Below are 22366 nucleotides of genomic sequence, written 5' to 3' on the forward strand. Positions count from 1 at the left end.
CGAGCGTTTCGCGGTTGCTCACCTAGCGGCGCTGGCGGGACACAGCCCCGGCTTGCCGCATCCTCCCACTAGACTTCAATCGACATCAGGAGAAACGGAAATGCCTTTGAAATCCATGAAGAAGTTCCGCTCGGCCGTGGCCTTGCTCGCACTCGCTCTCACCACCATTGAAATCGTCGGCACCGCCGTCCCGGCCCTGTCGCTGGTTGGCACCGCCGAGGCTCGCATCGGTGCGCCCTGGACGCCACGCAGCGCGGCGGGCGTCGCCCGCCGCACCACGACATGGCGTGTGCTCAGGCACACCACGACCTGGGTCGCCACGCTGCCGCCCGGCTGCGTCCGCACCAAGGTCAACGGCTTCGACGTCTGGCGCTGCGGCGGCACCTATTACCGGCTCTATCAGGGCCGCTACATCGTGGTCGTCGTCGATTGACCGGCGGACGCCGCGACGCCGAGGGCAAGTCTGACGCCCTCGGCGAGATGCTCGGCATCGGCCGGATTTTCAAACGGCACGCCTCGGAGGGCGTAATCGAGCGGAGAGAAAGGTTCGCCCTCGCCAATGAGGGCGATCTGCCGCCGCGCCTTCTCCATCTCCCCCATCTGGGCATAGCAGGCTGCCAGCCGCGTCCTGATCCAGGGCGCGGGGCGCGTCGCGAGTTCCAGCGCTTCCGCGGCCTGCCGGTATTCGCCCATCATGTAGAGCGCCAGCGCGCGGTCGAACTGGTACCAGTGCGGGTGCAGCGGATCGATGCGGATGCCGCGCGCCAGCCAGGTCAGCGCCTCCAGCGGCCGGCCGCGCATGGTGAGCAGCATGCCCATCTGCTCGATGCTGTCGGCATCGTAAGGATTGAGCTGCAGCGCGATGCGCATGTGATGCTCGGCCGCCACATGGTCGCGCATATAGAGGCGGATCAGCGACTGCACGCGATGCCCCGTCGGCTGGTCGGGCGATAGGGCCAGTCCCTTGTCGGCGAGGTCGCGGGCATTTTCCAGCACCGCGTCGCTGGCGCGTCCGAATTCCCCATCCAGTGCCCGCGCCAAGGCGAGATAGGTGTAGGCCAGCCCGTAATTCGGATCCTTGGCGATCGCCGCTTCGAACAAGGCCTCGGCGCCGCGCTGGTCGGTCTGGGCCGGGTCGCGCAGCAGCGCAAAGCCGCGCAGCAGAAGCTCGTAGGCGGCAAGGCTGGTCACCGGCTTGCGCGAGGCCTGCTCCAGCCCGGCATTGGTGACCCGCGTGACCAGCCGGCTGACGATCTGTTCGACAATCTCCCGCTCGATCGCGAACAGGCCGGCGCCTTGCGACTGGTAGCGGTCGCCCCAGAGCTGGCTCCCGGTGGCGATATCGACGAGGCTGACAGCCACCACGACATGCTCGACCTGGCGGCGAAGCGATCCCTCGACAAGGTAGTCGGCGCCGATGCGGGCACGGATTTGCGGCCACTCGGCGCGGCCGAAGGAAGCGAAGGAGAAACTCGAATTGCGCGCCAGGACCGTGACGGTACCGAAGCGCGCCACGCCATTGATGATATCCTCGGCAAAGCCGTCGACCATCGCCTCGTCGGCCGGATCGCCGCTGTCGTTGCGAAAGCGCACCACCGCCACGATCGGCTGGCTGCTGATCTCAGGTGCGGCCTCGGCCTCGGCGGCAAGCATATAGCCTCGCTTGGAGACGGTGCGGACCATATCGTCGCCAAGCACCTTGCGGATCTCGCGGATCGATTGGGTGAGCGAATCCTCGGTGACATAGACGCCCGGCCAGACGACATCCATCAGCTCCGATTTCGGAACGACGCGGCCCATGTTGCGGGCGAGATGCGAAAGCAGCGCGTAGGCTTTCGGCCGGAGGTAGAGCGGCTCGTTGACGCCGCACAGCGTCCCCTTGGCAAGGTCGAGCGTGAACCCGCCAAACCGGAAGACCTGATCGGCCGTCGCCGTCGTCATCGGGAACCCCTTCCCGGCCCGCGCAATACCCGATCGATCCCGCTCAACGGGGCATGCGCATCGCCATTATTGCCCACTGCGCAATTTCGATCAAACTGGCTGTCGGCGCGGTGGCTAGTGTCGCCCCGCCAAATGCGAGGAGCCATGAACCCGACCGAGAAAGCGCTGTGGTTTGTCGAAAGCCATCTGCCCGATGCGATTTCGCTCGACGATGTCGCGGCAAGCAGCGGCGTGTCGCGCTTCCACGTGACGCGTGCCTTCGGCGCCGCCACCGGACGGTCTGTCATGGGCTATATGCGGGCGCGCAGGCTCAGCGAAGCGGCGCGCCAGCTTGCCGGCGGCGCGCGCGATATCCTGGCCGTCGCGCTCGAAGCCGGCTATGGCTCGCATGAGGCTTTCACGCGGGCTTTTCGCGAGCAGTTCGGCACCACGCCGGAGTTGGTGCGCGCGCAAGGCTCGACCCAGACCCTCGACCTCGTGGAGCCTATTCTAATGGACAGTTCCCTTCTCACCACGCTCGAGTCGCCGCGCTTCGAGACCAGCCGCCCCTTCCTCATCGCCGGTCTCGGCGAGCGCTACAGCTGCGAGACCAGCGCCGGCATTCCGATGCAGTGGCAGCGCTTCGGGCCCTATATCGGCAACATCCCCGGCGAAGTCCCCGGCGTCTTCTACGGCGTCTGCGTCAATGGCGACGACGCCGGCAATTTCGACTACATCGCCGGCGTCGAAGTGTCGGATTTCTCCGACCTGCCCAAGGAGTTTTATCGCGTGCGGGTGCCAGCGCAGAAATATGCGGTGTTCGCGCATCGCGAGCACATCTCGACCATCCGCCGGACCGTCAACACGATCTGGAACAAATGGCTGCCGGGCTCCGGCCATGAGATCGCCGACTCGCCGGAATTCGAGCGCTACGGGCCTGAATTCGATCCGGATACCGGCAATGGCGGGCTGGAAATCTGGGTGCCGGTGAAAGGTTGAGACGCTTTTCCCTTCTCCCCTTGTGGGTCCCCTTGTGGGAGAAGGTGTCGCCGAAGGCGACGGATGAGGGGTGTTCCAGCTTGGCGCAGACCTTCGCCAGCGTTAGACGCCACGACTGGAGCAGACGTCTCACTCCGCTGGAACACCCCTCATCCGTCTCGGCGCTGCGCGCCGATCCACCTTCTCCCGCAAGGGGAGAAGGAAAAGGCGCCTACAGCTCCAGATTCCAGGTCTGGCCGACCAAGTCCTTGCCGAAGGAATGGTGGCGCTCTTCTTCCACCAGCTTGAAGCCCGCCGCCTGGTAGATGCGGCGGGCCGAGCCCAGTATGTCGTTGGTCCACAGCGTCAGCGTCTTGTAGCCCTTGGCGCGCGCGAAGGCGACGCATTCGTCGACCAGCCGCCGGCCGATGCCGAGGCCGCGCGCCGACGGCTCGACATAGAGCAGCCTGAGCTTCGCCACCTTGGGCGATTTGCGCATGACGAAAACCGAGCCGACCACCTCGCCTTCACGTTCGGCGATCCAGCCGCGCTCCCATTGCGGGACGAAGTTCTTGACGAACTCGCCGAGGATCTCGGCGACGAGCGCCTCGTAGGTTTCGTCCCAGCCATAGTCCTGCGCGTACAGCAGGCCCTGGCGATGCGTGATCAAGCCGATGTCGCCGACCTGCAGCGGTCGCAGGATGTAAGGCACCTTGGGTTCGGGCTTGTCGCCGAGCAGGTCCTGTACCGTGCGCATCGCCTTGACCAACCGCTCCTGGTCGGCGGGCGCGAGACGATCGAGCAGCGTCCGCACCTGGTCATGCGAATCCTGGTTGAGCGGCGCGAAGGCGTCCCTGCCCGCGGGCGTGAGCGCGATCGGCGAGCGCCGCGCATCGGCCTCGGAAGCGATGCGCTCGACCAGGCCGCGCTCCTCTAATTTCTTCAGCAGACGGCTGACATAGCCTGGGTCGAGGCCGAGGTCGCGCACGAGATCGGTGGCGACGAGCCCGTTGCGATGGGCAAGCTCGTAAAGCACCCGCGCCTCGGTCAGCGAGAACGGGCTTTTCAGCAACCCTTCGTCGAGCAGGCCGATCTGGCGAGTGTAGAAACGGTTGAAGGCGCGCACGGCGTCGATGCGTTGCTTGCCCGGGTGATCGTGGATGGTCATGGATGTTCCTCCTGCCCTGCTCAGGATCAACCATTTAGTTGACTTAGTCAATAAATCGATCAGTGGAGCTTCACAATCTTGCGAGGTTCCACTCGTCATTGACGCCGGATACGGTGAGGTGGACGCGGAGATAGTGTGATGGAAAACATTCGACCCATTAAGACCGAAGCCGACTACGACTGGGCGATTGCTGAGATCACCCACTATTTCGAGAATGAACCGGCCATCGGCAGCCCGGAAGCCGACCGCTTCGACGTGCTGGCATCCCTTACGGAGGCTTATGAAGCCAAGCATTATCCGATTGAGACGGCGGCGAGATAAGCACCCTCACCCCATCGGAAGTGTCGGCCAGAACTCCACGATTCGGCCATCGGAAAACACTGCAATCGCCCCGAAATGCTGCAGCACCGCCTCACTCTGCGTCGGCCGCAGGAAGGCGTAGTCTCCGGGCTTCACATTCGCCCCGGCCGGCAGGCCCATGAACTGTTGGTTGGACGATAGCCCGACCAGGCCATTCGGTTTCATGCCTTTGGGGAACACCGGCTCGGCCATCCACTTGCCGCCGTAGAGATAGCAGCCCTTGCGCGGGAAGAGGCCGAGCGCCTGCAGCGTGCGGGAAACCGCTGCCGGGCCGGGCAGCACCGGATCGAGCGCCTTCAGGATCGACGTCGCAATGAAGGCGGCCGGCTGGAAGCCGTCTAGGCCGGGCGTGTCGAAATCCTTGGGCAGCACGAAGGCCGAGCCGATCGAGACTTCGTTGGCCACGCCTGAGCCATGCAACAGCGCCGTCCTGGATCCGCCGATGTTGAGGATGCGGCGCTGGTCCGGTCCGAGGACGGCGACGAATTCGGCGGCTTTCGCCGATGCCTGCTTCAGCGCCTTGGCCGCGCCGCCGAACAAGCCGGGGATTTCCGGCGCATGCGCCTCATAGGCCATGATGCCTTCGCAGCGCAGGCCCTTCGGGATCGTCAGCGCCTTGATCTCGGCGGGACTGGAAAAGCCGCCGCGGTGCAGCCCGACATCGACCTCGAAGGCGAAACGCAATTCGGCATCGAGCGCGGCGGCTAAAGCGCCATACTCTGCCAGCCGCTCCGGCGTGTCGATCAGCCAGCAGACGCGCGACCGCCAGCCGGCGCCGCCCTTGGTCAGCGCCGCCTTGACGGCACCCATCGGCATCGGCTTGCCATAGAGCAGGTCGCCTTCGGGAAAGGCGTCGAGCACGGCTTGCGTCACCGGCGGATGGAAGGTCATGAAGCGGCTGGTGCCGAGCGCTCTGGCGATATGCGCAAGCAGCGGCAGGCAAGGCAGCGACTTGTCGACCAGCCGCACGGCAAGGCCAGGCGCCAGCCTCTGCTTCACCAGCGCGATGTTGGCGTCGAGCCGGTCGCGGTCGAGCACCAGGCAGGGCCGAAAGATATCGGCCGCCTTCAGCGCCTTCGACAGCTCGGCAAAATAGGCGCTCATTGTCGGATGCCAAAAGGACCGGGCTCGATGCCGAACAGGCCGGCCATGTAGGGCGACACGAAACGGTTTTCGGGATCGATGTCTCGCCGCACCGCCATAGCATCATCCCAGCACGGATATAGTTTCTTGAAGTCCGCGGCCTTGAGGCTGTGCATCTTGCCCCAATGCGGCCGGCCGCCATACTTCAAGAAGATCGGCTCGGCCGCGCGCATGAAGGGCAGCGGATCGTTCGCGGCATCGTGATGGATGGCGATCGAGCAGGTCAGCCTCTTGTGGAAGGGCGAAAGCCAGAACGCGTCGGGCGCTACCGAACGCACCTCCATCGGGAAATAGACTTCCGGAAAGTGCTTCTCCGTCAATTCGATGATCTCGGCCAGGGCCTTCGGACCATCCTCGTAAGGCAGGTGGTATTCCATCTCGTTGAACCTGGTGCGGCGGTCGCTGACATAGACGTTGAACCAGTCCTGCACATAGTCCTCTGACGGTACCTTTTTCACCGCGCCCTTGATCAGCGCGCGGCGCAGCGAGGGCAGCCAGCGCAGCATGGTGCGCAGCTTGCGCAACGTCGCCAGCCCCTCCTCGTCGTCCTCGGTCGGCCGAGCCGTCGTCGGCTGGTCGCTGAGATCGCTGGCGATGAACTGCGCGTAGCCGGAAAACGGGATGTAGTAGAACTCGGCCGAGCGGTGCGCGGCCATCATCGTCTCGAAGTCGCGCAGCATGTCACCGATCGGCAGCACCCATTTGCGGCGGCGCAGCCGATAGGTCGGGACGTTGTTCATCGTCACTTCGGTGAGCACGCCGAAGGCGCCGAGCGCGACACCGGTGGCGTGGATCATGTCCTGATCCCCTGCGCGGCTATATTCACGCAGCTTGCCCTGCCCGTCGACGAATTGCACCGTCTCGAGTTGCGTGTGATAGGCGCCGAGCGTCGGGCCGGAGCCATGCGTGGCGGTGCCAAGCGCGCCGCCGATCGCCTGGCGGTCGATGTCGCCCATATTGGGCAGGCCCTGGCCGATATCCTGCAGGATGTGCATCAAGGCGCCGAGCCGCGTGCCCGCCCTCACCCGCGCGCGGCTGGCCGCGGCCTCGTGCGAGACCAGCCCCTCGATCTTCTCCAGCGAGACGATGGTGCCGTCCGACTGCACCAGCGGCGTGAAGGAATGACCGGCGCCGGCGACGCGCAGCGGTCCGGGCGCCGAGCGCACCAGTTCGACCAGTTCGCCGGCGTCGGCGGGTGTCGCGATCAGCTTCGGCGCGGCCTTCACGAAGCCCGACCAGTTGCTCCAGGCGTTCGCCATCGTCACCTCCCGCTCAGGCTGGAATGCGGCGCCGCGCAACCAGCGCGAAGATGCCGAGCAGCGCCACGCTGGCGAGCGCGGTCGCGGCTGCGAATTCCGGCACGGGGCGGAAATTGTCGCCGTCGATCAGCAGCGAGGCCGCGATCGGCCCTATGGCGAGGCCGAAGAGCTGCGCGGCGGGCACCAGGAGTACCGCTGTTCGTGTCTCGTCGGCGGTGATCGCGAGCCGGATCTGGTAAGGCACGATGAACAGCAGGATGAAGCCCATCACCAACGCCACCGCCCAGAAGACTAGGAGCCCCGGTCCCGACGCCAGCAGCGCCGAGCTGACGGCCGCGACCGCGCCGATGACGGTGATGGCGAGGCGGTAGTCGATGTGCGCCTCGAACACGGTCGCGGTCATGGCGCCTACCACCTGCGCGGCGAGGCTTGCCGAAACCATCAGGCCGACGGTGCGGCCGTCGATGCCGAACTCGGCGCCGAGCGGCTCGAGAAAGGCCCAGACGGCGCCGAAGAACATGAAATAGCAGAAGATCGAAAGCAGCGCGGTGATCGCCGGTATGGTGAGCACGTTGGCAAAATGCTCTTCCTTAGGCAGGTCCGCATAATCGTCCGGCACGGTCCAGGCGACGACGAGCGACAGAAGGCAGACCACGCCAAGCGCGATGAAGCCGCCGGCCGAGCCGGCCGCGGGCACGGCATAGAGCGCAAGCAGCAGCGCCAGCGCGCATTGCGCCAACGTCTGCAGCGTGACGAAATAGCCGCCGATGCGCTCGGCCCGGCGCGAGCGGGCGATCAGCTCGGTGGCGACCGCGACCAGGCCGCCCTCCGCGAGCCCCGCCAGGGTGCGCGCGCCAATCAGCGCATTGGGGCTTGCGGCATAGGCCGTCCAGAAATTGGCGAGCGCGAGCAGGACGAGGAGCACAGCGCTCTTCCAGCGCATGCTGCGCGCCGACAAGAGCATCGCCACGATCGCGGAGCCTATGGCGATCGCGATCATCTCCGCGGTGGCGACCAGCGCCAGCTCGTCGCCGGTGACATGGCCTTCGCTGTAGAGCGCGCCGAGCAGCACCGGCTGCAATCCGAGGATGAGCAGACCGACCGAACCGATCCAGAGCGCCGAAGCGAGTTGCAGGCCGGTCGGATTGCCGACCAGCCAGTCGCTATCTTCCGATTGCACGGCATCGGTGACAGTCACGAGCGCTCTCCCTTGCAGCCCGCATGAAAAACTGACAAGTTGTCAGCATTTGACGAAACTGATACTTGATCAGTTTGTTGTCAACCGCGAAATCGCAGCTCTCACCGAGAGATTTGGCGCATGACGGAAGCAAGACGAACGGCGACGGAACCTCGGCGCAGGCCCAAGCAGGAGCGCAGCCGCGAGCGCATCGACGCGATCCTCGCCACGACCATGCGGCTGATCGGCGAGAAGGGCATCGACGCGGTGACGATGAAAGAGGTCGGCGCGCTGGCCGGCGGGCCGATCGCCACCGTCTACCACTATTTTCCCTCGAAATCGGCGATTCTCGCCATGCTCTACGAGCGCTTCTCGGAGGAGAGCCGCGCGCGGCTCAGCGAGATCATCGCCAATGTGCGGCAGCGCGACGATGTGATCCCGGCGGCCGACCGGCTGCTCGACGATTATCGCGGCCGCGTCGCCGGCGATCCGGCAATCCAGGATCTGCAGAACGCGATCCAGGCCGACAAGGCACTCAAGAATCTCGACATCGCCGAGACCAGGCGGCAGGCGGAGATGTTCTGCGAGACGGTCGCGCCGCTGATCGAGCCGGACCGGCGCGAGGCTTTCGCGCGCATCGTGTTCCTCATCTTCCAGCTCGCCGGCGGCGTCGTGCGGCTGGCGCTGACGCAGGACGAGGCGGAGGGGCGGCGCACGATCGAGGACTATCGCTCGATCATCCATGCGCAATTGCGGTTGTTTTTGTAGCTTTTGGCTTTTGCGAAGAATGGAGGCGTCGAGTTCCTTCGCGCCCCCCTCTGTCCTGCCGGACATCTCCCCCACTTGGGGGGAGATCGGACGTCACCACGGCTTTCGCCAATCGCCAACGCTGGAAGAGAATCCACCAGCCAATCGACGGACACCCTCACCCTTGGCGACAGTTGGCGGCTGCGTGGATAGAGCACCGCGATCGGCGGATGATCGGCAAGCACTTCGATCAAGCGGCCTGCCTCAATGTCGGCGGCGAAGCGAAACACGGCGCTTCTATTTTGATACGCCCATGCAATCCGCCTTTTTCGGCATCGCGTCATGCGCAGAAAAATTTCGCGCCATTGCCCCTTCCCGCGCGCCTTGACTCTGGCAAGGCGCCAGCCTATTTCAGCGCCACGTTAGCACTCGCCTTAGGTGAGTGCTAACTCATATCCGGCCTCGCCGGATGGAGGAACAGTTCTCACCGTTCTCATTCGAGGAAGAAAACATGGCAAAGTCCAAGTTCCGCCCGCTTCATGACCGTGTGGTCGTTCGCCGGGTCGAATCCGAATCCAAGACCGCCGGCGGGATCATCATCCCGGATACGGCGAAGGAGAAGCCGCAGGAAGGCGAGATCATCGCCGTCGGCTCCGGCGCCCGCGACGAAAACGGCAAGCTCGTGCCGCTCGACGTCAAGGCCGGCGACCGCATCCTGTTCGGCAAGTGGTCGGGCACTGAAGTCAAGCTCAATGGCGAGGACCTTCTGATCATGAAGGAATCCGACATCATGGGCATCATCGGCTGAATATCGGTCTCTCCATCAACTGAATTATCGGGCTCTGTCCGAGCCCCTGTCAGGAGCTAACTATGGCTGCAAAAGACGTAAAATTCTCCCGCGATGCCCGTGAGCGCATGCTGCGCGGTGTCAACATCCTCGCCGACGCGGTGAAGGTCACCCTCGGTCCGAAGGGCCGCAACGTCGTCATCGACAAGTCGTTCGGCGCCCCGCGCATCACCAAGGACGGCGTCACCGTCGCCAAGGAGATCGAGCTCGAGGACAAGTTCGAGAACATGGGCGCGCAGATGGTGCGCGAGGTCGCCTCGAAGACCAACGACATCGCCGGCGACGGCACGACCACGGCGACCGTTCTCGCCCAGGCCATCGTCCAGGAAGGCAACAAGGCCGTTGCCGCCGGCATGAACCCGATGGACCTCAAGCGCGGCATCGACCTCGCCGTCGGTGAAGTCGTCACCGCTCTCGGCAAGGCCGCCAAGAAGATCAAGACCTCCGAGGAAGTCGCCCAGGTCGGCACGATCTCGGCCAATGGCGACGAGTCGGTCGGCAAGATGATCGCGGAAGCGATGCAGAAGGTCGGCAACGAAGGCGTCATCACCGTCGAGGAAGCCAAGACCGCCGACACCGAGCTGGAAGTCGTCGAAGGCATGCAGTTCGACCGCGGCTACCTGTCGCCCTACTTCGTCACCAACGCCGACAAGATGGTCGCCGATCTGGAAGACGCCTACATCCTGCTGCACGAGAAGAAGCTCTCCAACCTGCAGGCCATGCTGCCGGTCCTGGAAGCCGTCGTTCAGACCTCGAAGCCGCTGCTCATCATCTCGGAAGACGTCGAAGGCGAGGCTCTGGCCACGCTGGTCGTCAACAAGCTGCGCGGTGGCCTGAAGATCGCCGCCGTCAAGGCTCCGGGCTTCGGTGACCGCCGCAAGGCCATGCTGGAAGACATCGCCATCCTCACCGGTGGCCAGGTCATCTCGGAAGACCTCGGCATCAAGCTCGAGAATGTCGGCCTCAACATGCTCGGCCGCGCCAAGAAGGTGTCGATCTCCAAGGAGAACACCACCATCGTCGACGGCGCCGGCAAGAAGGCCGAGATCCAGGGCCGCGTCGCCCAGATCAAGCAGCAGATCGAGGAGACCACCTCGGACTACGACAAGGAGAAGCTGCAGGAGCGTCTGGCCAAGCTCGCTGGCGGCGTCGCGGTGATCCGCGTCGGCGGCGCGACCGAGGTCGAGGTCAAGGAAAAGAAGGACCGCGTTGACGACGCGCTGAACGCGACCCGCGCGGCCGTGGAAGAAGGCATCGTCGCCGGCGGCGGCGTCGCCCTGCTGCGCGCCTCGGGCAACCTCAAGGCCACCGGCGTCAACTCCGACCAGGAAGCCGGCATCAACATCGTGCGTCGCGCGCTGCAGGCTCCGGCCCGCCAAATCGCGGCCAACGCCGGTGCGGAAGCCTCGATCGTTGCTGGCAAGATCCTCGAGAACAAGGCCAACACCTACGGCTTCAACGCCCAGACCGGTGAGTATGGCGACATGATCGGCATGGGCATCGTCGACCCGGTCAAGGTCGTGCGCACCGCTCTCCAGGACGCGGCCTCGGTCGCCGGCCTGCTCGTCACCACCGAAGCCATGATCGCCGAGGCTCCGAAGAAGGAAGCCGCCGGCGGTATGCCGGGCGGCATGCCCGGCGGCGGCATGGGCGGCATGGGCGGCATGGATTTCTAAGAAGTTCAGTCCCATAGCGTATACGGAAAGGGCGGCAGAGATGCCGCCCTTTTTGTTTGGCTTGCGGCGGCCAGAGTCCAAAGGCAGGCAAGCTTCGTACAGCTGCGGTTGGCGAAAGCCTGCGCGACAGCCAATCTCCCCCCTTGAGGGGGTAAGGCGCCGACGCCTTCCGCGACGAGAGACGGCGCTGGCGCTCCACGCGCAGCGACCCCCTCTGTCGCCTTCGGCGACATCTCCCCCTCAAGGGGGGAGATCAGCAGCGTGCGCGCTCTGCTTCGTCTTGCCCGAGCGCACCGCCGCCTCGACCAAGGCCACCACTTCGTCAGCCACGACCGCAAGCGCCGAGCGGTCGCGGGTGGCGCGGGCGATCACCATCAGGCCCTCGAGCGAGGATTCGACTAACAGCGCCAGCGCTTGCGCGCGGCGCTCGGCCACCCCTGCCCTGACGAAGGCCTGGTGCAACAGGCCGATCCACTGCTCGAAGGCCGAGCGGCAGATCTCCACGAGGTCGGGCACATCGTTCGGCGCGTCCAGCACCACCGGCGCGACCGGGCAGCCGAGCGAGAATTCGTTCTCTTCCAGCATGCGTGCCACCGACTGGTAGATACGGCGGACGGCGACGGCCGGGTCGCCTTCCGTGGCAAGATCGGCGGCGAGCCGCTCGGTGACCTTTGCCACGCTGTCGCGCGTAACCTCGATGACCAGTTGGTCCTTGCCGCCCGGGAAATGGAAATAGAGCGAGCCGCGAGGAGCGCCGCTGGCGCTCAAAATGTCGTTGAGCGAGGTGCCGTGATAGCCGCGCCGCCTGATGAGCAGCGCCGTCGCCTCGATCATGCGGGTGCGCGTGTCCGTCGCCACATCAACCTCTGGCCATGTCAACTTTTGTCAGGAGTCGCATTATAGGCCTTGCCCATAATATGACAATCGGTCTACATAATATGTAAATCGGTCTACATATTTGAGGGGCAGCAAATGCAGAAATATCGGCTTGAAGGATTCGGCGGGATCGAGAAGCTGGTGGCGCGCGAGGAGGCGATGCTACGGCCCGGCCCGCACCAGATCGTCGTGCGCGTGCGCGCCACCTCGCTCAACCGCCGCGACACGATGATCCTCAACGGCACCTATCCGCTGACGCCCCGCGCTGGCATCGTTCCGCTTAGCGACGGCGCTGGCGAGGTGGCGGCGGTCGGCGACGGCGTCACACGCTTTGCCGTCGGCGACCGCGTCACCGGCAGCTATTTCGCCCGTTGGGTCGACGGCCGCATGCATCCCGGCATCGTCGACCAGCTCGGCTGCACGCTGGACGGCATGCTCTCGGAATATGCCCTGCTCGACGAGCAATGGGCGGTGCGGCTGCCCGACCACCTCTCCTGGCACGAAGCCACGACCTTCACCTGTGCCGGCCTGACCGCCTGGAGCGCGGTGACGGGCGCCGAGATTCCGAAGCCTGGACAATGGGTTCTGGTCATCGGTTCAGGCGGCGTCGCATTGTTTGCGCTGCAGTTTGCCAAGCTCGCCGGCTGCCGCGTAGCGGCCGTCACCTCACGCGGCGAGAAGGCCGACAGGGTGCGGGCGCTCGGCGCCGACCTCGTCATCGCAGCCACCGAGACGCCGGAATGGGGCATGAAACTGCGCGAGGCGACTGGCGGCATCGATCTCGTCGTCGAGACCGGCGGTCCGGCCACCTTCGCGCAATCGCTGATCGCAAGCACGCTTTACGGCCGCATCGTGCTGCTCACGGTGCAGGACCAGAAGGGCAAATCGGTCGAAATTCCAAGCGCCGTCTATCAGCGCAGCCTCGCCACCATAAGCCGTGTCTTCGTCGGCAGCCGCAACGAGCTGGAGGCGATGCTTGCAGCCGTCGCCACCCATCGGCTGAAGCCGATCATCGACAGGGTTTTCCCCTTCGCCGAGGGGCGCGAAGCCTACCGCCATTTCCAGCAGGGCGACGTCTTCGGCAAGGTTGTCATCGACGGCGTGTGACCAACCAGAGAGGAGAAACGGCAATGACAATTCGCGAATCTTCGGCCGAGTGGCAGGGCACGCTCAAGGAGGGCTCCGGGCGGTTGCGGCTGGGCAGCGGCGTGTTCGAAAGCGCCTATTCCTTCCCGTCTCGCTTCGAGAACGGTCCGGGCACCAATCCGGAGGAACTAATCGCGGCCGCCCATGCCGGCTGCTTCTCGATGGCGCTGAGCGCCATCCTTGGCCGCGAGGGCCATATCCCGAAACACATCCGCACGATCGCAAAAGTGCATCTCGGCGCCACCACGGCCGGGCCGACGATCACCCGCATTGAGTTGGAGACCGAGGCGAGCGTCGCCGGGCTGACCGGGGAGGAATTCGAGCGGCTGGCGCAGGCCGCCAAGGCAACCTGCCTTGTCTCACGCGCGCTGACTGGCGTCGCCACGATCACGCTCAAGGCAAGCCTCATTGACCACTGAAGCGGAGGAGAAAAATCCAATGACCCACGAACTCATCATCGACATCGCCACGGCCAAACACTCCACCGAAACGGCCGAGATCATGCGGCGCTAAAACGACGTCTTTCAAAAGCACGATCCGTCGGCGCTGGACGATCTGGTGGCGGATGACTGCGTGATCGAGAACACGACGCCGGCGCCGGACGGCGCCCGCCGCACCGGCAAGGCCGCCTGCGTCGAGCTGTGGTCGGCGATCGCCACCGCACCTGGCAGCGCTTCGATATCGAAGAAACCTTCGTTGCCGGCGACCGGGCGACGATCCGCTGGCGCTTCTGGATGGCCGACGGCGCTTCGCGGCGCGGCGTCAACCTGATGCGCGTCGCCGACGGTCGCATCGTCGAGGCGATGGGCTATGTGAAGGGATAGGGCCTGGCGCGACAGGCCGCGCTCAGGCCCCGCCCGGAATCCGCCCGCCAAGGTTTGGATCCCAGGCAACTCGCATTACCGTGTCGCTTACCGCGCGACCCTGTTGAGCTTCACGAAGGTCCTGGGGCTGCGCTGGATGGTCTGGAAGATCACGCAGTAGCGATCGGTGAGCTCCATCAGTTGGGTGAGCCGGTTTTGCGGAGCGTCCGTCTCGATGTCGAAGCGCAAGCGGATCTCCTTGAAGCCGACCGGCACGCCTTCGGTGACGCCCAGCGTACCTCGAAGATCGACGTCGCCCTCGGCGGAGATTTCGGCCGACTTGATCGGAATCTCCAGCACGGCGGCGGCCGCCCGCATCGAAACGCCGGCGCAGGCGATCAGCGCCTCCAGCAGCATGTCGCCGGAACAGAGTTCCTGCCCGCTGCCGCCGGCTTTCGGATGGATGCCGGCCAGCGCAAGGCCGCGGCCGGTCTCGACCTTGCAGGTCACCCTGGAGTCGTCGGCGCTGCCCTTGGCCTTCAGCGTAAGAAGTGCCGCCCGCGCATCCTTGCGATATAGATCCTTGATCGGCTCCTGCGTGGCGCGAAATGTCGCGATGTCCATGCGTATTCTCCTGTCGTGAGATGTGGTTCGTGGAAATCGTGTGTCATCGCTGGGACTACCGCTCGGGACTACTCTGGCACGCTCACCCCGGAGCCTCCGAGCTCGGCCGGAAAATCCTTCAGCTTCGGCAAGCCGTCCTTCATCGGCAGGACAGTCTCGGCGTAGTTGACATGGACCCCCGGCTTGAATTCCACCGTCGGTATCGTCGCCGCATAGACGTCGACCAGTCCGAGCGGCGGATGATCCGTCATCAGGTGACCGCCGCATTTGGTGCAGAACTGGCGGTCGCTCATCTTCGACTTCCTGAAGCCGGACAGGAACTCCGCGCCCTTGGTGACCTTGACGTTCTCCGGCTTCCACAGCGTGAAGGCGTTCACCGGAGACGCCGACCACGAACGACAGGAACTGCAATGGCAATAGCCCATCGCCTCGGCGGTTCCGTGCACTTCGATCTCCACGGCGCCGCAAAAACAGCCGCCCTTGTGTACCGTCATGACTTACATCCTCTTCGTTTGGTTCGACCGCGCCACGCACCCGTTTGAGGCACCACGCAAGCGCTAGTGCGGGTTTAAAGCTTCCGGCAATGAACGGAATGACGCGGCGTCCGCCTCACTTGACAGCGCGTCCGGAACTCGAAAGGGATTGCGCCAGGTTGCTGCGCAACCCGCTGGACGCTGCTATGGCCGGGGACGCTCTGTCTGATCTCTTGAAAACGGTGCGTCTCACCGGCGCGACGTTTTTCGACATAAAGGCCCAGGATCCATGGGCCGTCTGCTCGCCCGCCCCCTCCTCGATATTGCCGAAGATCCTTCCCGGCGCGGATCACCTGATTTCCTACCACGTGCTGACGAGCGGCCGTTGCTTCGCCCGCATCATCGGCAAGGAGGCGATCGTCGTGGAGGCCGGCGAAGTCGTGGTCTTCACCAGAAGCGACCCGCATATCATGTCGAGCAATCCCGACCTGCGGGCGGATCCGCCGCCGGCGGATGTGCTGGAGATCGCATCCGCCAGTCAAAAGCCGTTCCACCTCAACTACGTCAGCGGCGAGGGATCGATCTCGGCCGGGCTCGTCTGCGGCTATCTGGCCTGTGATGCCCTGCCGTTCAACCCACTGCTCGAAGCGCTGCCGCCGGTCATCAAGGCCGGAGACTCAAAAGGCGATGCCGGCTGGCTCGGTCAGTTCATCAAACTGGCGGTATCGGAGGTCGCGCAGAAGCGGGCGGGCAGCGAGACCGTGCTCACCAAGCTCAGCGAACTGATGTTTGTCGACGTGCTGCGTCGCTATGTGGAATCGCTGCCGCCGCAGCAGACCGGCTGGCTGGCGGGTCTGCGCGATCCGCATCTGAGCAAGGCGCTGGCGCTGATCCACGACCGGCCGGCGCACAACTGGACGATTGAATCCCTGGCGAGAGAATCCGCCCTGTCCCGCACGGTCCTTGCGGAGCGCTTTACAAGGCTCATCGGAATCCCGCCGATGCACTACCTCGCCAAATGGCGCATGCAAATCGCCTCGGAGCTGCTCAGCACCGGCAACAGCAACATCGCCAGCATTGCGGCGGACATCGGCTACGAGTCCGAGGCGGCGTTCAGCCGTGCCTTCAAGAAGATGATCGGCGTCCCGCCTTCGGCCTGGCGGCTTGGCGTTCGGGCCGCGTCCGGCTCCGGAAGCGATGAGGCTCCCGAAACCGAAGGCGAACCGCGCAACGAACTGATTGACTGAGGCGGCGAACTAGCGATCGGCCAGCGCCAGCTTGGCGCCGAGCATGACGAAGGCACCGGCGAAGGTGCGGCGCATCCAGGTCAGCACCATCGGCCGCGACACGATGTGGCTGCGCACCGAGGCAGCGAACACGCCGTAGACCGCGAAGACGACGAAGGTCATCAGCATGAAGACGCCGGAGAGTTCCAGCATCTTGGCAAGCGCGTGCGGCTCGCCGGTGCTGACGAATTGCGGCAGGAAGGCAAAGAAGAAGATCGACAGTTTTGGATTGAGGATGTTGATCAGGATGCCGGAGGTGATGATCCTGGCCGCGGAGCGCGGGGCGACGTTCTCGTCGACACTCAACCCGCCTTTCTCCTTCAGCGTGTTCCAGGCCATGTAGAGCAGGTAGGCGACGCCGAGATATTTCAGCGTCTCGAAGGCGACTGCGCTGGTGTGCAGCACCGCGGCGAGACCGGTGACGGCGGCCGCCATGTGCGGGATGATGCCCAGAGTGCAGGCGAAGGCGGCGATGACCGAGGCGCGCGCGCCGCGCGAAAGGCCGGCGCTCAGCGTGTACAGAACGCCGGTGCCGGGCGAAGCGACGATAATCAGCGACGTCAACAGGAATTCGATGCTCACGGTTTCCTCCAAGGCCCTGCCCGTGGGGCACGGTACCGGGAGGTGTGGGTCTGGGCAAGCGGGGCGCTTTTCCTCGCCCCCACGAAGTGGGGGAGAGGTGGCTCGGCGAAGCCGAGACGGAGAGGGGGAATGGCGCCGCCCTTGAAAGCAGTCAGAGGAAACCCACCAGCGTCGCAGCCCCCTCTCCGGCCGCTTCGCGGCCACCTCTCCCCCGCCTTGCGGGGGCGAGGAAATTAGCTCAACGCCAGCCCATACGCCGCCCTTGCCATCAGGCAGTCATCGCCGCCGGGCATGCAGGCGCGGCAGACATCGGGGCGCAGTTCGTAGATGCCGCAGGCCGTATGTCTGCCGACCTCGCCGGTGAGCGCTGAACATCGGCCCCCCTCGCAGCGCATGCCGGAGTGGTCGGCCGCAACCAGTTCGGCCGGAATGCGGTCGAGCTGTTCGTCCTCCTCGGTCGAAAAGCGCGGCCAGTCGGCCGAATAAGCGCAGCAGGCGCCGCAGCTCTGGCAGTCGAACGCGGCAGATGCATCGCTAAGGATTAGAAGGGATTGGTCGTGCGGCAAAGGCGATCCTCGTGCTGCAAGTGCCTCTAGCACAGAGGTCGGGAATCCACCCGCATCGATCGAACAAGAATTTTTTATTTTGCCGGGAACCCTTTCGCCGGCTGCGAGTTATTTCTGGTCGTCAGCAGTTCATGAGCAATCGAGAAAGGTTGACGGCAAAAGCGCCTCCCGCGCCGTAAAAAGCGCGAGAGGCGTTTTTTTCGCCCTACATGATCGCGCTCATCATCGGCAGGATTTCATAACGGAAGCCGCGGCCCGAACGCACCACCGGATCGCCGTCGGTCACCGCTCTGGCCTCGGCCTCGCTGCCGACGCGCAGGATCAATAGGCCCCATGGTCCGGCTGGATCGGCGACGGGACCGGCCAGCATCATCGTGCCGGCGCGAAGCTGGCCGCGCAGATAGTCGGCATGCGCGTTCATCAGCGATTGCTCTTCCTCCGTCATGGTGAAGGCGAAATCAGGCCGCGGCGGGATCATCCGGCAATGGAAGATCATTGGCGCCTTGGCTTCACGCGATGCTTCGTTGCTGGCCATCGATGCTCCTCCGAGACTAATACTGCGCCGGTCAGCTCGGCTGGCGCAAGAGACCCTTCAGTCCATGCCGAAACCGCCCTGCCGATCAAAGCGATCGAGGATCGCCTTGAGGTGGCGCTTGAGGTCCTCGAGGCCGGTGACCGATCACCTCGGCATATTCCGCCTCGATTTCGAAACTCGGCGTCCGCGATCGTCACGCCCATTGGCTGCTGGAGGAGCCGGGCTGGGAAGAGATCGCCGGCAGCGTGGCCGATTTCCTGGCCGGCCATAAAGGCGCAGCTCAGCCGCATTGCCTGGTTCAACGCTCCTGATCGGTCGGGCGGATCAGGATTTCGTTGATGTTGACGCGCGGCGGCTGGCTCACCGCATAGAGAATGGCGTTGGCGATATCTTCGGCGGTCAGAGCTTCCATCGTGGCAAGGCGGTGTTCCAGACCGGCTTTGAATTCCTGATTGGTGATGTGGTCGCCGAGCTCGGTGCGTACGAGGCCGGGTTCGATGACGGTGACGCGCACCTTGTCGGCATAGACCTCGCGGCGCAGCGATTCCGAAAAGGCCACCACGCCGAACTTGGTCGCCGAGTAGCCGCTGGCGCCGGGATTGGCGACGCGGCCGGCCACCGACGAGACGTTGACGATATGGCCCTTGGCAGACTTGAGGTGCGGCAACGCCGCCTTGGTGGTGGCCATCAAGCCGATCAGGTTGAGCTCGATCATGCGCCGCCAGTCGTCGAGATCGGCTTCAGCCGCCGGCGCAAGCAGCATGACGCCGGCATTGTTGACGAGGATGTCGAGCCGGCCCCATTCGGAAACGACCTTGTCGACCATGGCGATGACGTCATCACCCTTGGCGATGTCGGCTTCGATGGTCAGCGCCGTGCCGCCGGCTTTTTCGATGCGGCCGGCCAGCGTCGCCAGGCGATCGACGCGGCGGGCGGCGACCGCCACCTTCGCGCCGGCGGCGGCAAGGGCGGCGGCGGTCGCCTCGCCGATGCCGGACGAGGCGCCGGTGACGAGCGCGACCTTACCGGCGAGTTGGGAGTTTGTGGATGTCATGAGAGTTCTCCAGGAGCCCGGCCCGCTCCCTCACATAGGCTGCGAGAGACGTTCTTGAAGCCCCGCCATCGGAGCAGTTGACGCAACTCCACATCGAAGCGGCTCGCCTTGGCCTAGTCCTGTTCGTGCGGTCCCGGCTCCGGCCAAGGCTCCTTGGCGGCTTCGGCGTACCAGTGCCGCATCGCCGGTGTCGCCAGGACCGCGTCGACATAGGCGCGGGTGACAGGCGCCAGCTCGCCGCCATAGGTGTCGAAGCGGGTGACGATGGGCGCATACATGGCGTCCGCGGCCGTGAAATGGCCGAACAGGAACGGGCCGCCCTCGCCATATCGCTCGCGGCATTGCCGCCAGATCGCCTCGATGCGCGCCCGCTGCGCCTCGCCCTCGGCATCGAGCGGCTTATGGGCCTTCGGCCGGCGCAGGTTCATCGGCCAGCCATAGCGCACCTCGCGGAAACCCGAATGCATCTCGGTCGCTACCGAGCGGGCGAAGGCACCGGCGCCGAGGTCTTCGGGCCAGAGCTTTTTCTCGGGGTAGAGGTCGGCCAGATATTCAAGGATCGCAAGGGTTTCCCAGACGATCCTGCCATTGTGATTCAGGACTGGAACAAGTCCGGTCGGCGAGACCTTGGCAAGGTTGGCGGCGGTCTCCGGCGTGCGCAGGCGCACGAAGCTTTCCTCGAAGGGGATCTCCAGATGCTTCATCGCCACCCATGGCCTGAGAGACCAGGACGAAAAGCACTTGTTGCCGATGAAGAGAGTGAAGTTCGCCAAGACGGTTCCCCCGATTCAGGTGTCACCTTAGTGATCGCATAGCGGAGCAGACAAGGGTTATGCAGGCCAGCCGCCCCCTCGGCCCGGCCCTGCCGACCACACGGATACGGAACCGCGAACCAGACCTGGCCGTTTCTCTCGCGGATTGGATCTCCGGGAGATGCGGAGATGGTGAACATGGATCAAATATTGGGCTTGGCCAAGCAGGTCAAAGGTTCGGTCCGGCTAACGATAGGCAAGGCCACCGGAAACCGTGTGATGCAAATCAGGGGCATGGCGGACAAGTCTGCGGGCCAGGTGCAGAAGGCCTGTGGCGACATGAAAGCCATGCTCAAAAAAGCGATGTGATTGGCAGGCCCGCGGTCACGTCTCAAACGTCTTCGCAAAGGCGTTGGTGAAGACGACCTCGCCATGGTCGCCGGCCGCCTCGCCCAGGAGCACATCCATATTGTCGTCAGTCACCCGCGCCAGCGCGAAACCGCCCATATAGGCCGCCTTCGGCTTGACGAGGTCGAGCCCGTCGCGCTGGTAGATCATCGGCACTTCGTGCTGATGGCCGTGGAAGACGGCGATGACATTGTAGCCCTTCAGCGCGGCCACCAGCGCCTGGCGGTCGGCCTCGCCCCACCAGTGCGGGCCGCCTGTGCCGCCGTCGTCGTAAATGCGTTTTGCCGGATCCCAGCGCTCCGTCGAAAAAGTGTCCCAGCCATAATGCTGGAACAGGATCACCGGGCGGCCGTCGCCGGCATAGGTCGCCAGATCCTGCTTCAGCCACGGCAGGCTGCTCATCGCGCCATGGCCGGTGTCGCCGGCGAAACGATGCGTCTGGACGAGATGCAGGCCGCCCCAGTCCCAGGAATAGCAGTCGGTGTCGACGTCGTACTCGGTTGCCGGCACCGGCGGCTTGAAGAACACGCCGGGGCGATGGTTGACCTCGACATAGTCGCGCAACTCGCGCCGGTACCAGTCGACATGCGGCGGCGAGCCGTTCTGGTCGAGGTCGTGATTGCCGAGGCCGACATAGACCGGAATGTGGACGCGGTCCGGCCCGATGCCTTGCTGGTAGCGCTGGCTGAACTGCAGGAGTTGCGTGCCTTCGCTGGGCTCGGTGACCTGGCCGCCGCCATCGTCGGTGATGTCGCCGCCGGTGACGAGGCCGAGCGGCGTGCCGATGCGTGTGCCGGCCGAATGCAGGCCGGTTGCGACACCGCCGATCTCGACCGGCCATTTCTTGTCGGCGATCGCATTCAGCGCCGCGACGTTGCGCAGAAGTGCGGCGTCGGTCTTGCCCTCCTGCGCGCAATGCGGGCTGAGCCCGCTCGCCATGCGGCAGGCATGGATGTCGGCGATGAACAGGAAGGTTGCGTCGATCGGCTGGATGCGCCGGCCGGTCTGGGCGAAGGCCGAGCGCGGCAGGGCGCAAGTCGCGGCAAGGCCAGCCGCCAGGCCCAGGAAATCGCGGCGGGACAAGAATGCCGAGGACAGGCGATCCATCATCGCTCGATTGAACATTTTCAGCGCCCCATCGTCCAGATCGGCGGTCCATGGACTTTTCAAGCCTTGGTTGAATCGTGAAGGGCGCTTGGGTCGACAGCGCGGCGAGGGTCTGTCATTCCTTCCAGAACGCATCCTGGAGGACGGCATGAAACCCATGACGACCGGTATGGCGCTCGCCATGCTGACCCTCGCCGGCACCGCCGAGGCTGCCGACTGCGTCGACGCCAAGTCCGCCAAGGCCGGCTTCGTGCTGGAGAAGTCCGGCATCCGCAGCGAGTTCCGGCCGGCGCCGGGCGGCATGGTCGCTGTCGCCAACAACTACCAGTCGCAATCGCCGCAGACGCAATATCTCTATGCCGGGCTGATCGAGGTCTTCCGCGACAGCGAAACGGGCCGATTGTCGATGATCCCGCTCGGCGACATCAAGAAACTGTTTCCGCTGAAGGCCGGCGCCAGGAGCAAGACGGAGTTCGTGCGGCTGTCGGCGAAGAAGGCACCCAAGGGCACCGAAACGCTGGCTTTGGCCGTCAGGGGCAAGGAGACCTACAAGCTCGGTGACTGCAAATACAACGTCCTGGCGGTGAGCGAGACGCTTACCGGCGATACCGGCGCGGTAATCGACACATTCACCGCGCTCTATTCGCCGGACCTTCAGGCGGTGCTGGCGCGGCGCTATGACGAGGGCACAAGCGCGCAAAGCGAGGTGGGGTTCGAGACGATCAAGCCGCTGAAGGAGTAGTGCCGGCTTTCTTTAGGTCTCAAGCGAAGGCGATCCTTCACACCCCCCTCTGTCCTGCCGGCCATCTCCCCCGCAAGGGGGAGATCAGCTGTTTTCGACGCTTTCGCCAATCGCCAACGCTGCAGGAAAAGTGCCGC

At 64.7% G+C, this 22366-nt stretch carries 26 protein-coding genes and 2 pseudogenes; 13 read left to right on the plus strand and 15 right to left on the minus strand.

Going from position 1 to position 22366, the window contains the following annotated elements:
* Positions 1–100: 100 nt before the first annotated feature.
* Positions 101–433 carry a hypothetical protein gene (locus tag EJ070_RS29055; RefSeq protein WP_245464704.1) on the plus strand — a complete coding sequence of 111 codons (333 nt, stop codon included), beginning with the start codon at positions 101–103 and terminating at the stop codon, positions 431–433.
* Here the strand turns inward: EJ070_RS29055 and EJ070_RS29060 are convergent.
* Positions 409–1941 carry a winged helix-turn-helix domain-containing protein gene (locus EJ070_RS29060; RefSeq protein ID WP_126094437.1) on the minus strand — a complete coding sequence of 511 codons (1533 nt, stop codon included), beginning with the start codon at positions 1939–1941 and terminating at the stop codon, positions 409–411. The genes EJ070_RS29055 and EJ070_RS29060 overlap by 25 nt on opposite strands.
* A gap of 144 nt (positions 1942–2085) precedes the next feature.
* On the opposite strand from EJ070_RS29060, the gene EJ070_RS29065 reads away from it, so the two are divergent.
* Positions 2086–2919 carry an AraC family transcriptional regulator gene (locus EJ070_RS29065; protein ID WP_126094438.1) on the plus strand — a complete coding sequence of 278 codons (834 nt, stop codon included), beginning with the start codon at positions 2086–2088 and terminating at the stop codon, positions 2917–2919.
* Positions 2920–3130: 211 nt separating this feature from the next.
* Here EJ070_RS29065 and EJ070_RS29075 read toward each other — a convergent pair whose 3' ends face one another.
* Positions 3131–4066, minus strand: a complete 936-nt coding sequence (locus EJ070_RS29075; RefSeq protein WP_126094439.1) for a bifunctional helix-turn-helix transcriptional regulator/GNAT family N-acetyltransferase — start codon at positions 4064–4066, stop codon at positions 3131–3133.
* Positions 4067–4204: 138 nt separating this feature from the next.
* On the opposite strand from EJ070_RS29075, the gene EJ070_RS29080 reads away from it, so the two are divergent.
* Complete coding sequence (locus EJ070_RS29080; RefSeq protein WP_126094440.1) at positions 4205–4387, plus strand: transcriptional regulator; 183 nt, start codon at positions 4205–4207, stop codon at positions 4385–4387.
* 6 nt (positions 4388–4393) lie between these two features.
* Here EJ070_RS29080 and EJ070_RS29085 read toward each other — a convergent pair whose 3' ends face one another.
* The 3 genes from EJ070_RS29085 to EJ070_RS29095 are packed head-to-tail and all read right to left on the minus strand — an operon-like array spanning position 4394 to position 8026.
* Positions 4394–5530 (minus strand): alanine racemase, encoded by a 1137-nt coding sequence (locus tag EJ070_RS29085; RefSeq protein ID WP_126094441.1) that lies wholly within the window; start codon positions 5528–5530, stop codon positions 4394–4396.
* The gene (locus EJ070_RS29090) at positions 5527–6828 is read right to left on the minus strand and encodes a D-arabinono-1,4-lactone oxidase (protein WP_126094442.1); all 1302 of its coding nucleotides are present in this window, start codon (positions 6826–6828) and stop codon (positions 5527–5529) included. The genes EJ070_RS29085 and EJ070_RS29090 overlap by 4 nt, the downstream gene beginning before the upstream one ends.
* Positions 6829–6841: 13 nt before the next feature.
* Entirely contained in the window at positions 6842–8026 is a 1185-nt protein-coding gene (locus EJ070_RS29095) for an MFS transporter (RefSeq protein WP_126094443.1), read from the minus strand.
* A gap of 120 nt (positions 8027–8146) precedes the next feature.
* Between EJ070_RS29095 and EJ070_RS29100 the strand changes: the two genes are divergently transcribed.
* On the plus strand, positions 8147–8773 hold the full coding sequence (locus EJ070_RS29100) for a TetR/AcrR family transcriptional regulator (protein WP_126094444.1): 627 nt from the start codon (positions 8147–8149) through the stop codon (positions 8771–8773).
* A gap of 134 nt (positions 8774–8907) precedes the next feature.
* Here the strand turns inward: EJ070_RS29100 and EJ070_RS37650 are convergent.
* A pseudogene (locus EJ070_RS37650) lies at positions 8908–9024 on the minus strand (LysR family transcriptional regulator); the annotation flags it as partial.
* Between EJ070_RS37650 and EJ070_RS36445 the strand changes: the two are divergent.
* The 3 genes from EJ070_RS36445 to groL all read left to right on the plus strand — a co-directional run bounded on the left by EJ070_RS36445 (position 8983) and on the right by groL (position 11275).
* Positions 8983–9201: a hypothetical protein gene (locus EJ070_RS36445; RefSeq protein WP_189350117.1), complete on the plus strand. Its 219-nt coding sequence runs from the start codon at positions 8983–8985 to the stop codon at positions 9199–9201. The pseudogene EJ070_RS37650 and the gene EJ070_RS36445 sit on opposite strands and share 42 nt — an antisense overlap.
* Positions 9202–9263: 62 nt before the next feature.
* Positions 9264–9560 carry a co-chaperone GroES gene (gene groES / locus EJ070_RS29110; protein ID WP_073987612.1) on the plus strand — a complete coding sequence of 99 codons (297 nt, stop codon included), beginning with the start codon at positions 9264–9266 and terminating at the stop codon, positions 9558–9560.
* 62 nt (positions 9561–9622) lie between these two features.
* The gene (groL, locus tag EJ070_RS29115; protein WP_126094445.1) at positions 9623–11275 is read left to right on the plus strand and encodes a chaperonin GroEL; all 1653 of its coding nucleotides are present in this window, start codon (positions 9623–9625) and stop codon (positions 11273–11275) included.
* 240 nt (positions 11276–11515) lie between these two features.
* On the opposite strand, the gene EJ070_RS29120 is transcribed toward groL, so the two are convergent.
* A complete protein-coding gene (locus EJ070_RS29120) occupies positions 11516–12133 on the minus strand; it encodes a TetR/AcrR family transcriptional regulator (RefSeq protein ID WP_126094446.1) in 618 nt (205 codons plus the stop codon).
* Between the two features lie 114 nt (positions 12134–12247).
* Between EJ070_RS29120 and EJ070_RS29125 the strand changes: the two genes are divergently transcribed.
* The 3 genes and pseudogenes from EJ070_RS29125 to EJ070_RS29135 all read left to right on the plus strand — a co-directional run bounded on the left by EJ070_RS29125 (position 12248) and on the right by EJ070_RS29135 (position 14121).
* Positions 12248–13258 carry an NAD(P)-dependent alcohol dehydrogenase gene (locus EJ070_RS29125; RefSeq protein WP_126094447.1) on the plus strand — a complete coding sequence of 337 codons (1011 nt, stop codon included), beginning with the start codon at positions 12248–12250 and terminating at the stop codon, positions 13256–13258.
* 23 nt (positions 13259–13281) lie between these two features.
* Positions 13282–13716 carry an OsmC family protein gene (locus tag EJ070_RS29130; RefSeq protein ID WP_126094448.1) on the plus strand — a complete coding sequence of 145 codons (435 nt, stop codon included), beginning with the start codon at positions 13282–13284 and terminating at the stop codon, positions 13714–13716.
* Between the two features lie 19 nt (positions 13717–13735).
* Positions 13736–14121 (plus strand): annotated as a pseudogene (locus tag EJ070_RS29135) (nuclear transport factor 2 family protein).
* A gap of 87 nt (positions 14122–14208) precedes the next feature.
* Here EJ070_RS29135 and EJ070_RS29140 read toward each other — a convergent pair.
* The gene (locus EJ070_RS29140; RefSeq protein WP_126094449.1) at positions 14209–14724 is read right to left on the minus strand and encodes an OsmC family protein; all 516 of its coding nucleotides are present in this window, start codon (positions 14722–14724) and stop codon (positions 14209–14211) included.
* A 68-nt stretch (positions 14725–14792) separates the two neighbouring features.
* Positions 14793–15218 carry a GFA family protein gene (locus EJ070_RS29145; RefSeq protein WP_126094450.1) on the minus strand — a complete coding sequence of 142 codons (426 nt, stop codon included), beginning with the start codon at positions 15216–15218 and terminating at the stop codon, positions 14793–14795.
* Positions 15219–15403: 185 nt separating this feature from the next.
* Here EJ070_RS29145 and EJ070_RS29150 point away from each other — a divergent pair, with 185 nt between their 5' ends.
* Positions 15404–16444: an AraC family transcriptional regulator gene (locus tag EJ070_RS29150; protein WP_189350119.1), complete on the plus strand. Its 1041-nt coding sequence runs from the start codon at positions 15404–15406 to the stop codon at positions 16442–16444.
* Between the two features lie 9 nt (positions 16445–16453).
* Here the strand turns inward: EJ070_RS29150 and EJ070_RS29155 are convergent, their stop codons facing one another.
* The 5 genes from EJ070_RS29155 to EJ070_RS29175 form a co-directional block, all read right to left on the minus strand.
* The gene (locus tag EJ070_RS29155) at positions 16454–17065 is read right to left on the minus strand and encodes a LysE family translocator (protein ID WP_126094452.1); all 612 of its coding nucleotides are present in this window, start codon (positions 17063–17065) and stop codon (positions 16454–16456) included.
* 233 nt (positions 17066–17298) lie between these two features.
* Positions 17299–17631 carry a YkgJ family cysteine cluster protein gene (locus tag EJ070_RS29160; RefSeq protein ID WP_245464705.1) on the minus strand — a complete coding sequence of 111 codons (333 nt, stop codon included), beginning with the start codon at positions 17629–17631 and terminating at the stop codon, positions 17299–17301.
* A gap of 205 nt (positions 17632–17836) precedes the next feature.
* Positions 17837–18166 carry a YciI family protein gene (locus EJ070_RS29165; protein ID WP_126094454.1) on the minus strand — a complete coding sequence of 110 codons (330 nt, stop codon included), beginning with the start codon at positions 18164–18166 and terminating at the stop codon, positions 17837–17839.
* Between the two features lie 298 nt (positions 18167–18464).
* The gene (locus EJ070_RS29170) at positions 18465–19220 is read right to left on the minus strand and encodes an SDR family NAD(P)-dependent oxidoreductase (RefSeq protein WP_126094455.1); all 756 of its coding nucleotides are present in this window, start codon (positions 19218–19220) and stop codon (positions 18465–18467) included.
* A 113-nt stretch (positions 19221–19333) separates the two neighbouring features.
* Positions 19334–19993, minus strand: coding sequence for a glutathione S-transferase family protein (locus EJ070_RS29175; protein ID WP_126094456.1), 660 nt, complete (start codon positions 19991–19993; stop codon positions 19334–19336).
* A 168-nt stretch (positions 19994–20161) separates the two neighbouring features.
* On the opposite strand from EJ070_RS29175, the gene EJ070_RS29180 reads away from it, so the two are divergent.
* The gene (locus tag EJ070_RS29180) at positions 20162–20341 is read left to right on the plus strand and encodes a CsbD family protein (RefSeq protein WP_126094457.1); all 180 of its coding nucleotides are present in this window, start codon (positions 20162–20164) and stop codon (positions 20339–20341) included.
* A 15-nt stretch (positions 20342–20356) separates the two neighbouring features.
* Here EJ070_RS29180 and EJ070_RS29185 read toward each other — a convergent pair whose 3' ends face one another.
* Positions 20357–21490, minus strand: coding sequence for a metallophosphoesterase (locus tag EJ070_RS29185; RefSeq protein ID WP_189350713.1), 1134 nt, complete (start codon positions 21488–21490; stop codon positions 20357–20359).
* A gap of 145 nt (positions 21491–21635) precedes the next feature.
* Here EJ070_RS29185 and EJ070_RS29190 point away from each other — a divergent pair, with 145 nt between their 5' ends.
* Complete coding sequence (locus EJ070_RS29190; protein WP_126094458.1) at positions 21636–22229, plus strand: hypothetical protein; 594 nt, start codon at positions 21636–21638, stop codon at positions 22227–22229.
* Positions 22230–22366: the final 137 nt, after the last annotated feature.

It is taken from the genome of Mesorhizobium sp. M1E.F.Ca.ET.045.02.1.1 (genome assembly GCF_003952485.1).
GTDB lineage: Bacteria > Pseudomonadota > Alphaproteobacteria > Rhizobiales > Rhizobiaceae > Mesorhizobium.

Bases quoted from the DNA above. Each gene is read 5' to 3' on its own strand.
- EJ070_RS29055 (WP_245464704.1), top strand. From the start codon at position 101: ATGCCTTTGAAATCCATGAAGAAGTTCCGCTCGGCCGTGGCCTTGCTC.
- EJ070_RS29060 (WP_126094437.1), bottom strand. From the start codon at position 1,941: ATGACGACGGCGACGGCCGATCAGGTCTTCCGGTTTGGCGGGTTCACG.
- EJ070_RS29065 (WP_126094438.1), top strand. From the start codon at position 2,086: ATGAACCCGACCGAGAAAGCGCTGTGGTTTGTCGAAAGCCATCTGCCC.
- EJ070_RS29075 (WP_126094439.1), bottom strand. From the start codon at position 4,066: ATGACCATCCACGATCACCCGGGCAAGCAACGCATCGACGCCGTGCGC.
- EJ070_RS29080 (WP_126094440.1), top strand. From the start codon at position 4,205: ATGGAAAACATTCGACCCATTAAGACCGAAGCCGACTACGACTGGGCG.
- EJ070_RS29085 (WP_126094441.1), bottom strand. From the start codon at position 5,530: ATGAGCGCCTATTTTGCCGAGCTGTCGAAGGCGCTGAAGGCGGCCGAT.
- EJ070_RS29090 (WP_126094442.1), bottom strand. From the start codon at position 6,828: ATGGCGAACGCCTGGAGCAACTGGTCGGGCTTCGTGAAGGCCGCGCCG.
- EJ070_RS29100 (WP_126094444.1), top strand. From the start codon at position 8,147: ATGACGGAAGCAAGACGAACGGCGACGGAACCTCGGCGCAGGCCCAAG.
- EJ070_RS36445 (WP_189350117.1), top strand. From the start codon at position 8,983: ATGATCGGCAAGCACTTCGATCAAGCGGCCTGCCTCAATGTCGGCGGC.
- groES (WP_073987612.1), top strand. From the start codon at position 9,264: ATGGCAAAGTCCAAGTTCCGCCCGCTTCATGACCGTGTGGTCGTTCGC.
- groL (WP_126094445.1), top strand. From the start codon at position 9,623: ATGGCTGCAAAAGACGTAAAATTCTCCCGCGATGCCCGTGAGCGCATG.
- EJ070_RS29125 (WP_126094447.1), top strand. From the start codon at position 12,248: ATGCAGAAATATCGGCTTGAAGGATTCGGCGGGATCGAGAAGCTGGTG.
- EJ070_RS29130 (WP_126094448.1), top strand. From the start codon at position 13,282: ATGACAATTCGCGAATCTTCGGCCGAGTGGCAGGGCACGCTCAAGGAG.
- EJ070_RS29140 (WP_126094449.1), bottom strand. From the start codon at position 14,724: ATGGACATCGCGACATTTCGCGCCACGCAGGAGCCGATCAAGGATCTA.
- EJ070_RS29145 (WP_126094450.1), bottom strand. From the start codon at position 15,218: ATGACGGTACACAAGGGCGGCTGTTTTTGCGGCGCCGTGGAGATCGAA.
- EJ070_RS29150 (WP_189350119.1), top strand. From the start codon at position 15,404: ATGGCCGGGGACGCTCTGTCTGATCTCTTGAAAACGGTGCGTCTCACC.
- EJ070_RS29165 (WP_126094454.1), bottom strand. From the start codon at position 18,166: ATGGCCAGCAACGAAGCATCGCGTGAAGCCAAGGCGCCAATGATCTTC.
- EJ070_RS29170 (WP_126094455.1), bottom strand. From the start codon at position 19,220: ATGACATCCACAAACTCCCAACTCGCCGGTAAGGTCGCGCTCGTCACC.
- EJ070_RS29180 (WP_126094457.1), top strand. From the start codon at position 20,162: ATGGTGAACATGGATCAAATATTGGGCTTGGCCAAGCAGGTCAAAGGT.
- EJ070_RS29185 (WP_189350713.1), bottom strand. From the start codon at position 21,490: ATGATGGATCGCCTGTCCTCGGCATTCTTGTCCCGCCGCGATTTCCTG.
- EJ070_RS29190 (WP_126094458.1), top strand. From the start codon at position 21,636: ATGAAACCCATGACGACCGGTATGGCGCTCGCCATGCTGACCCTCGCC.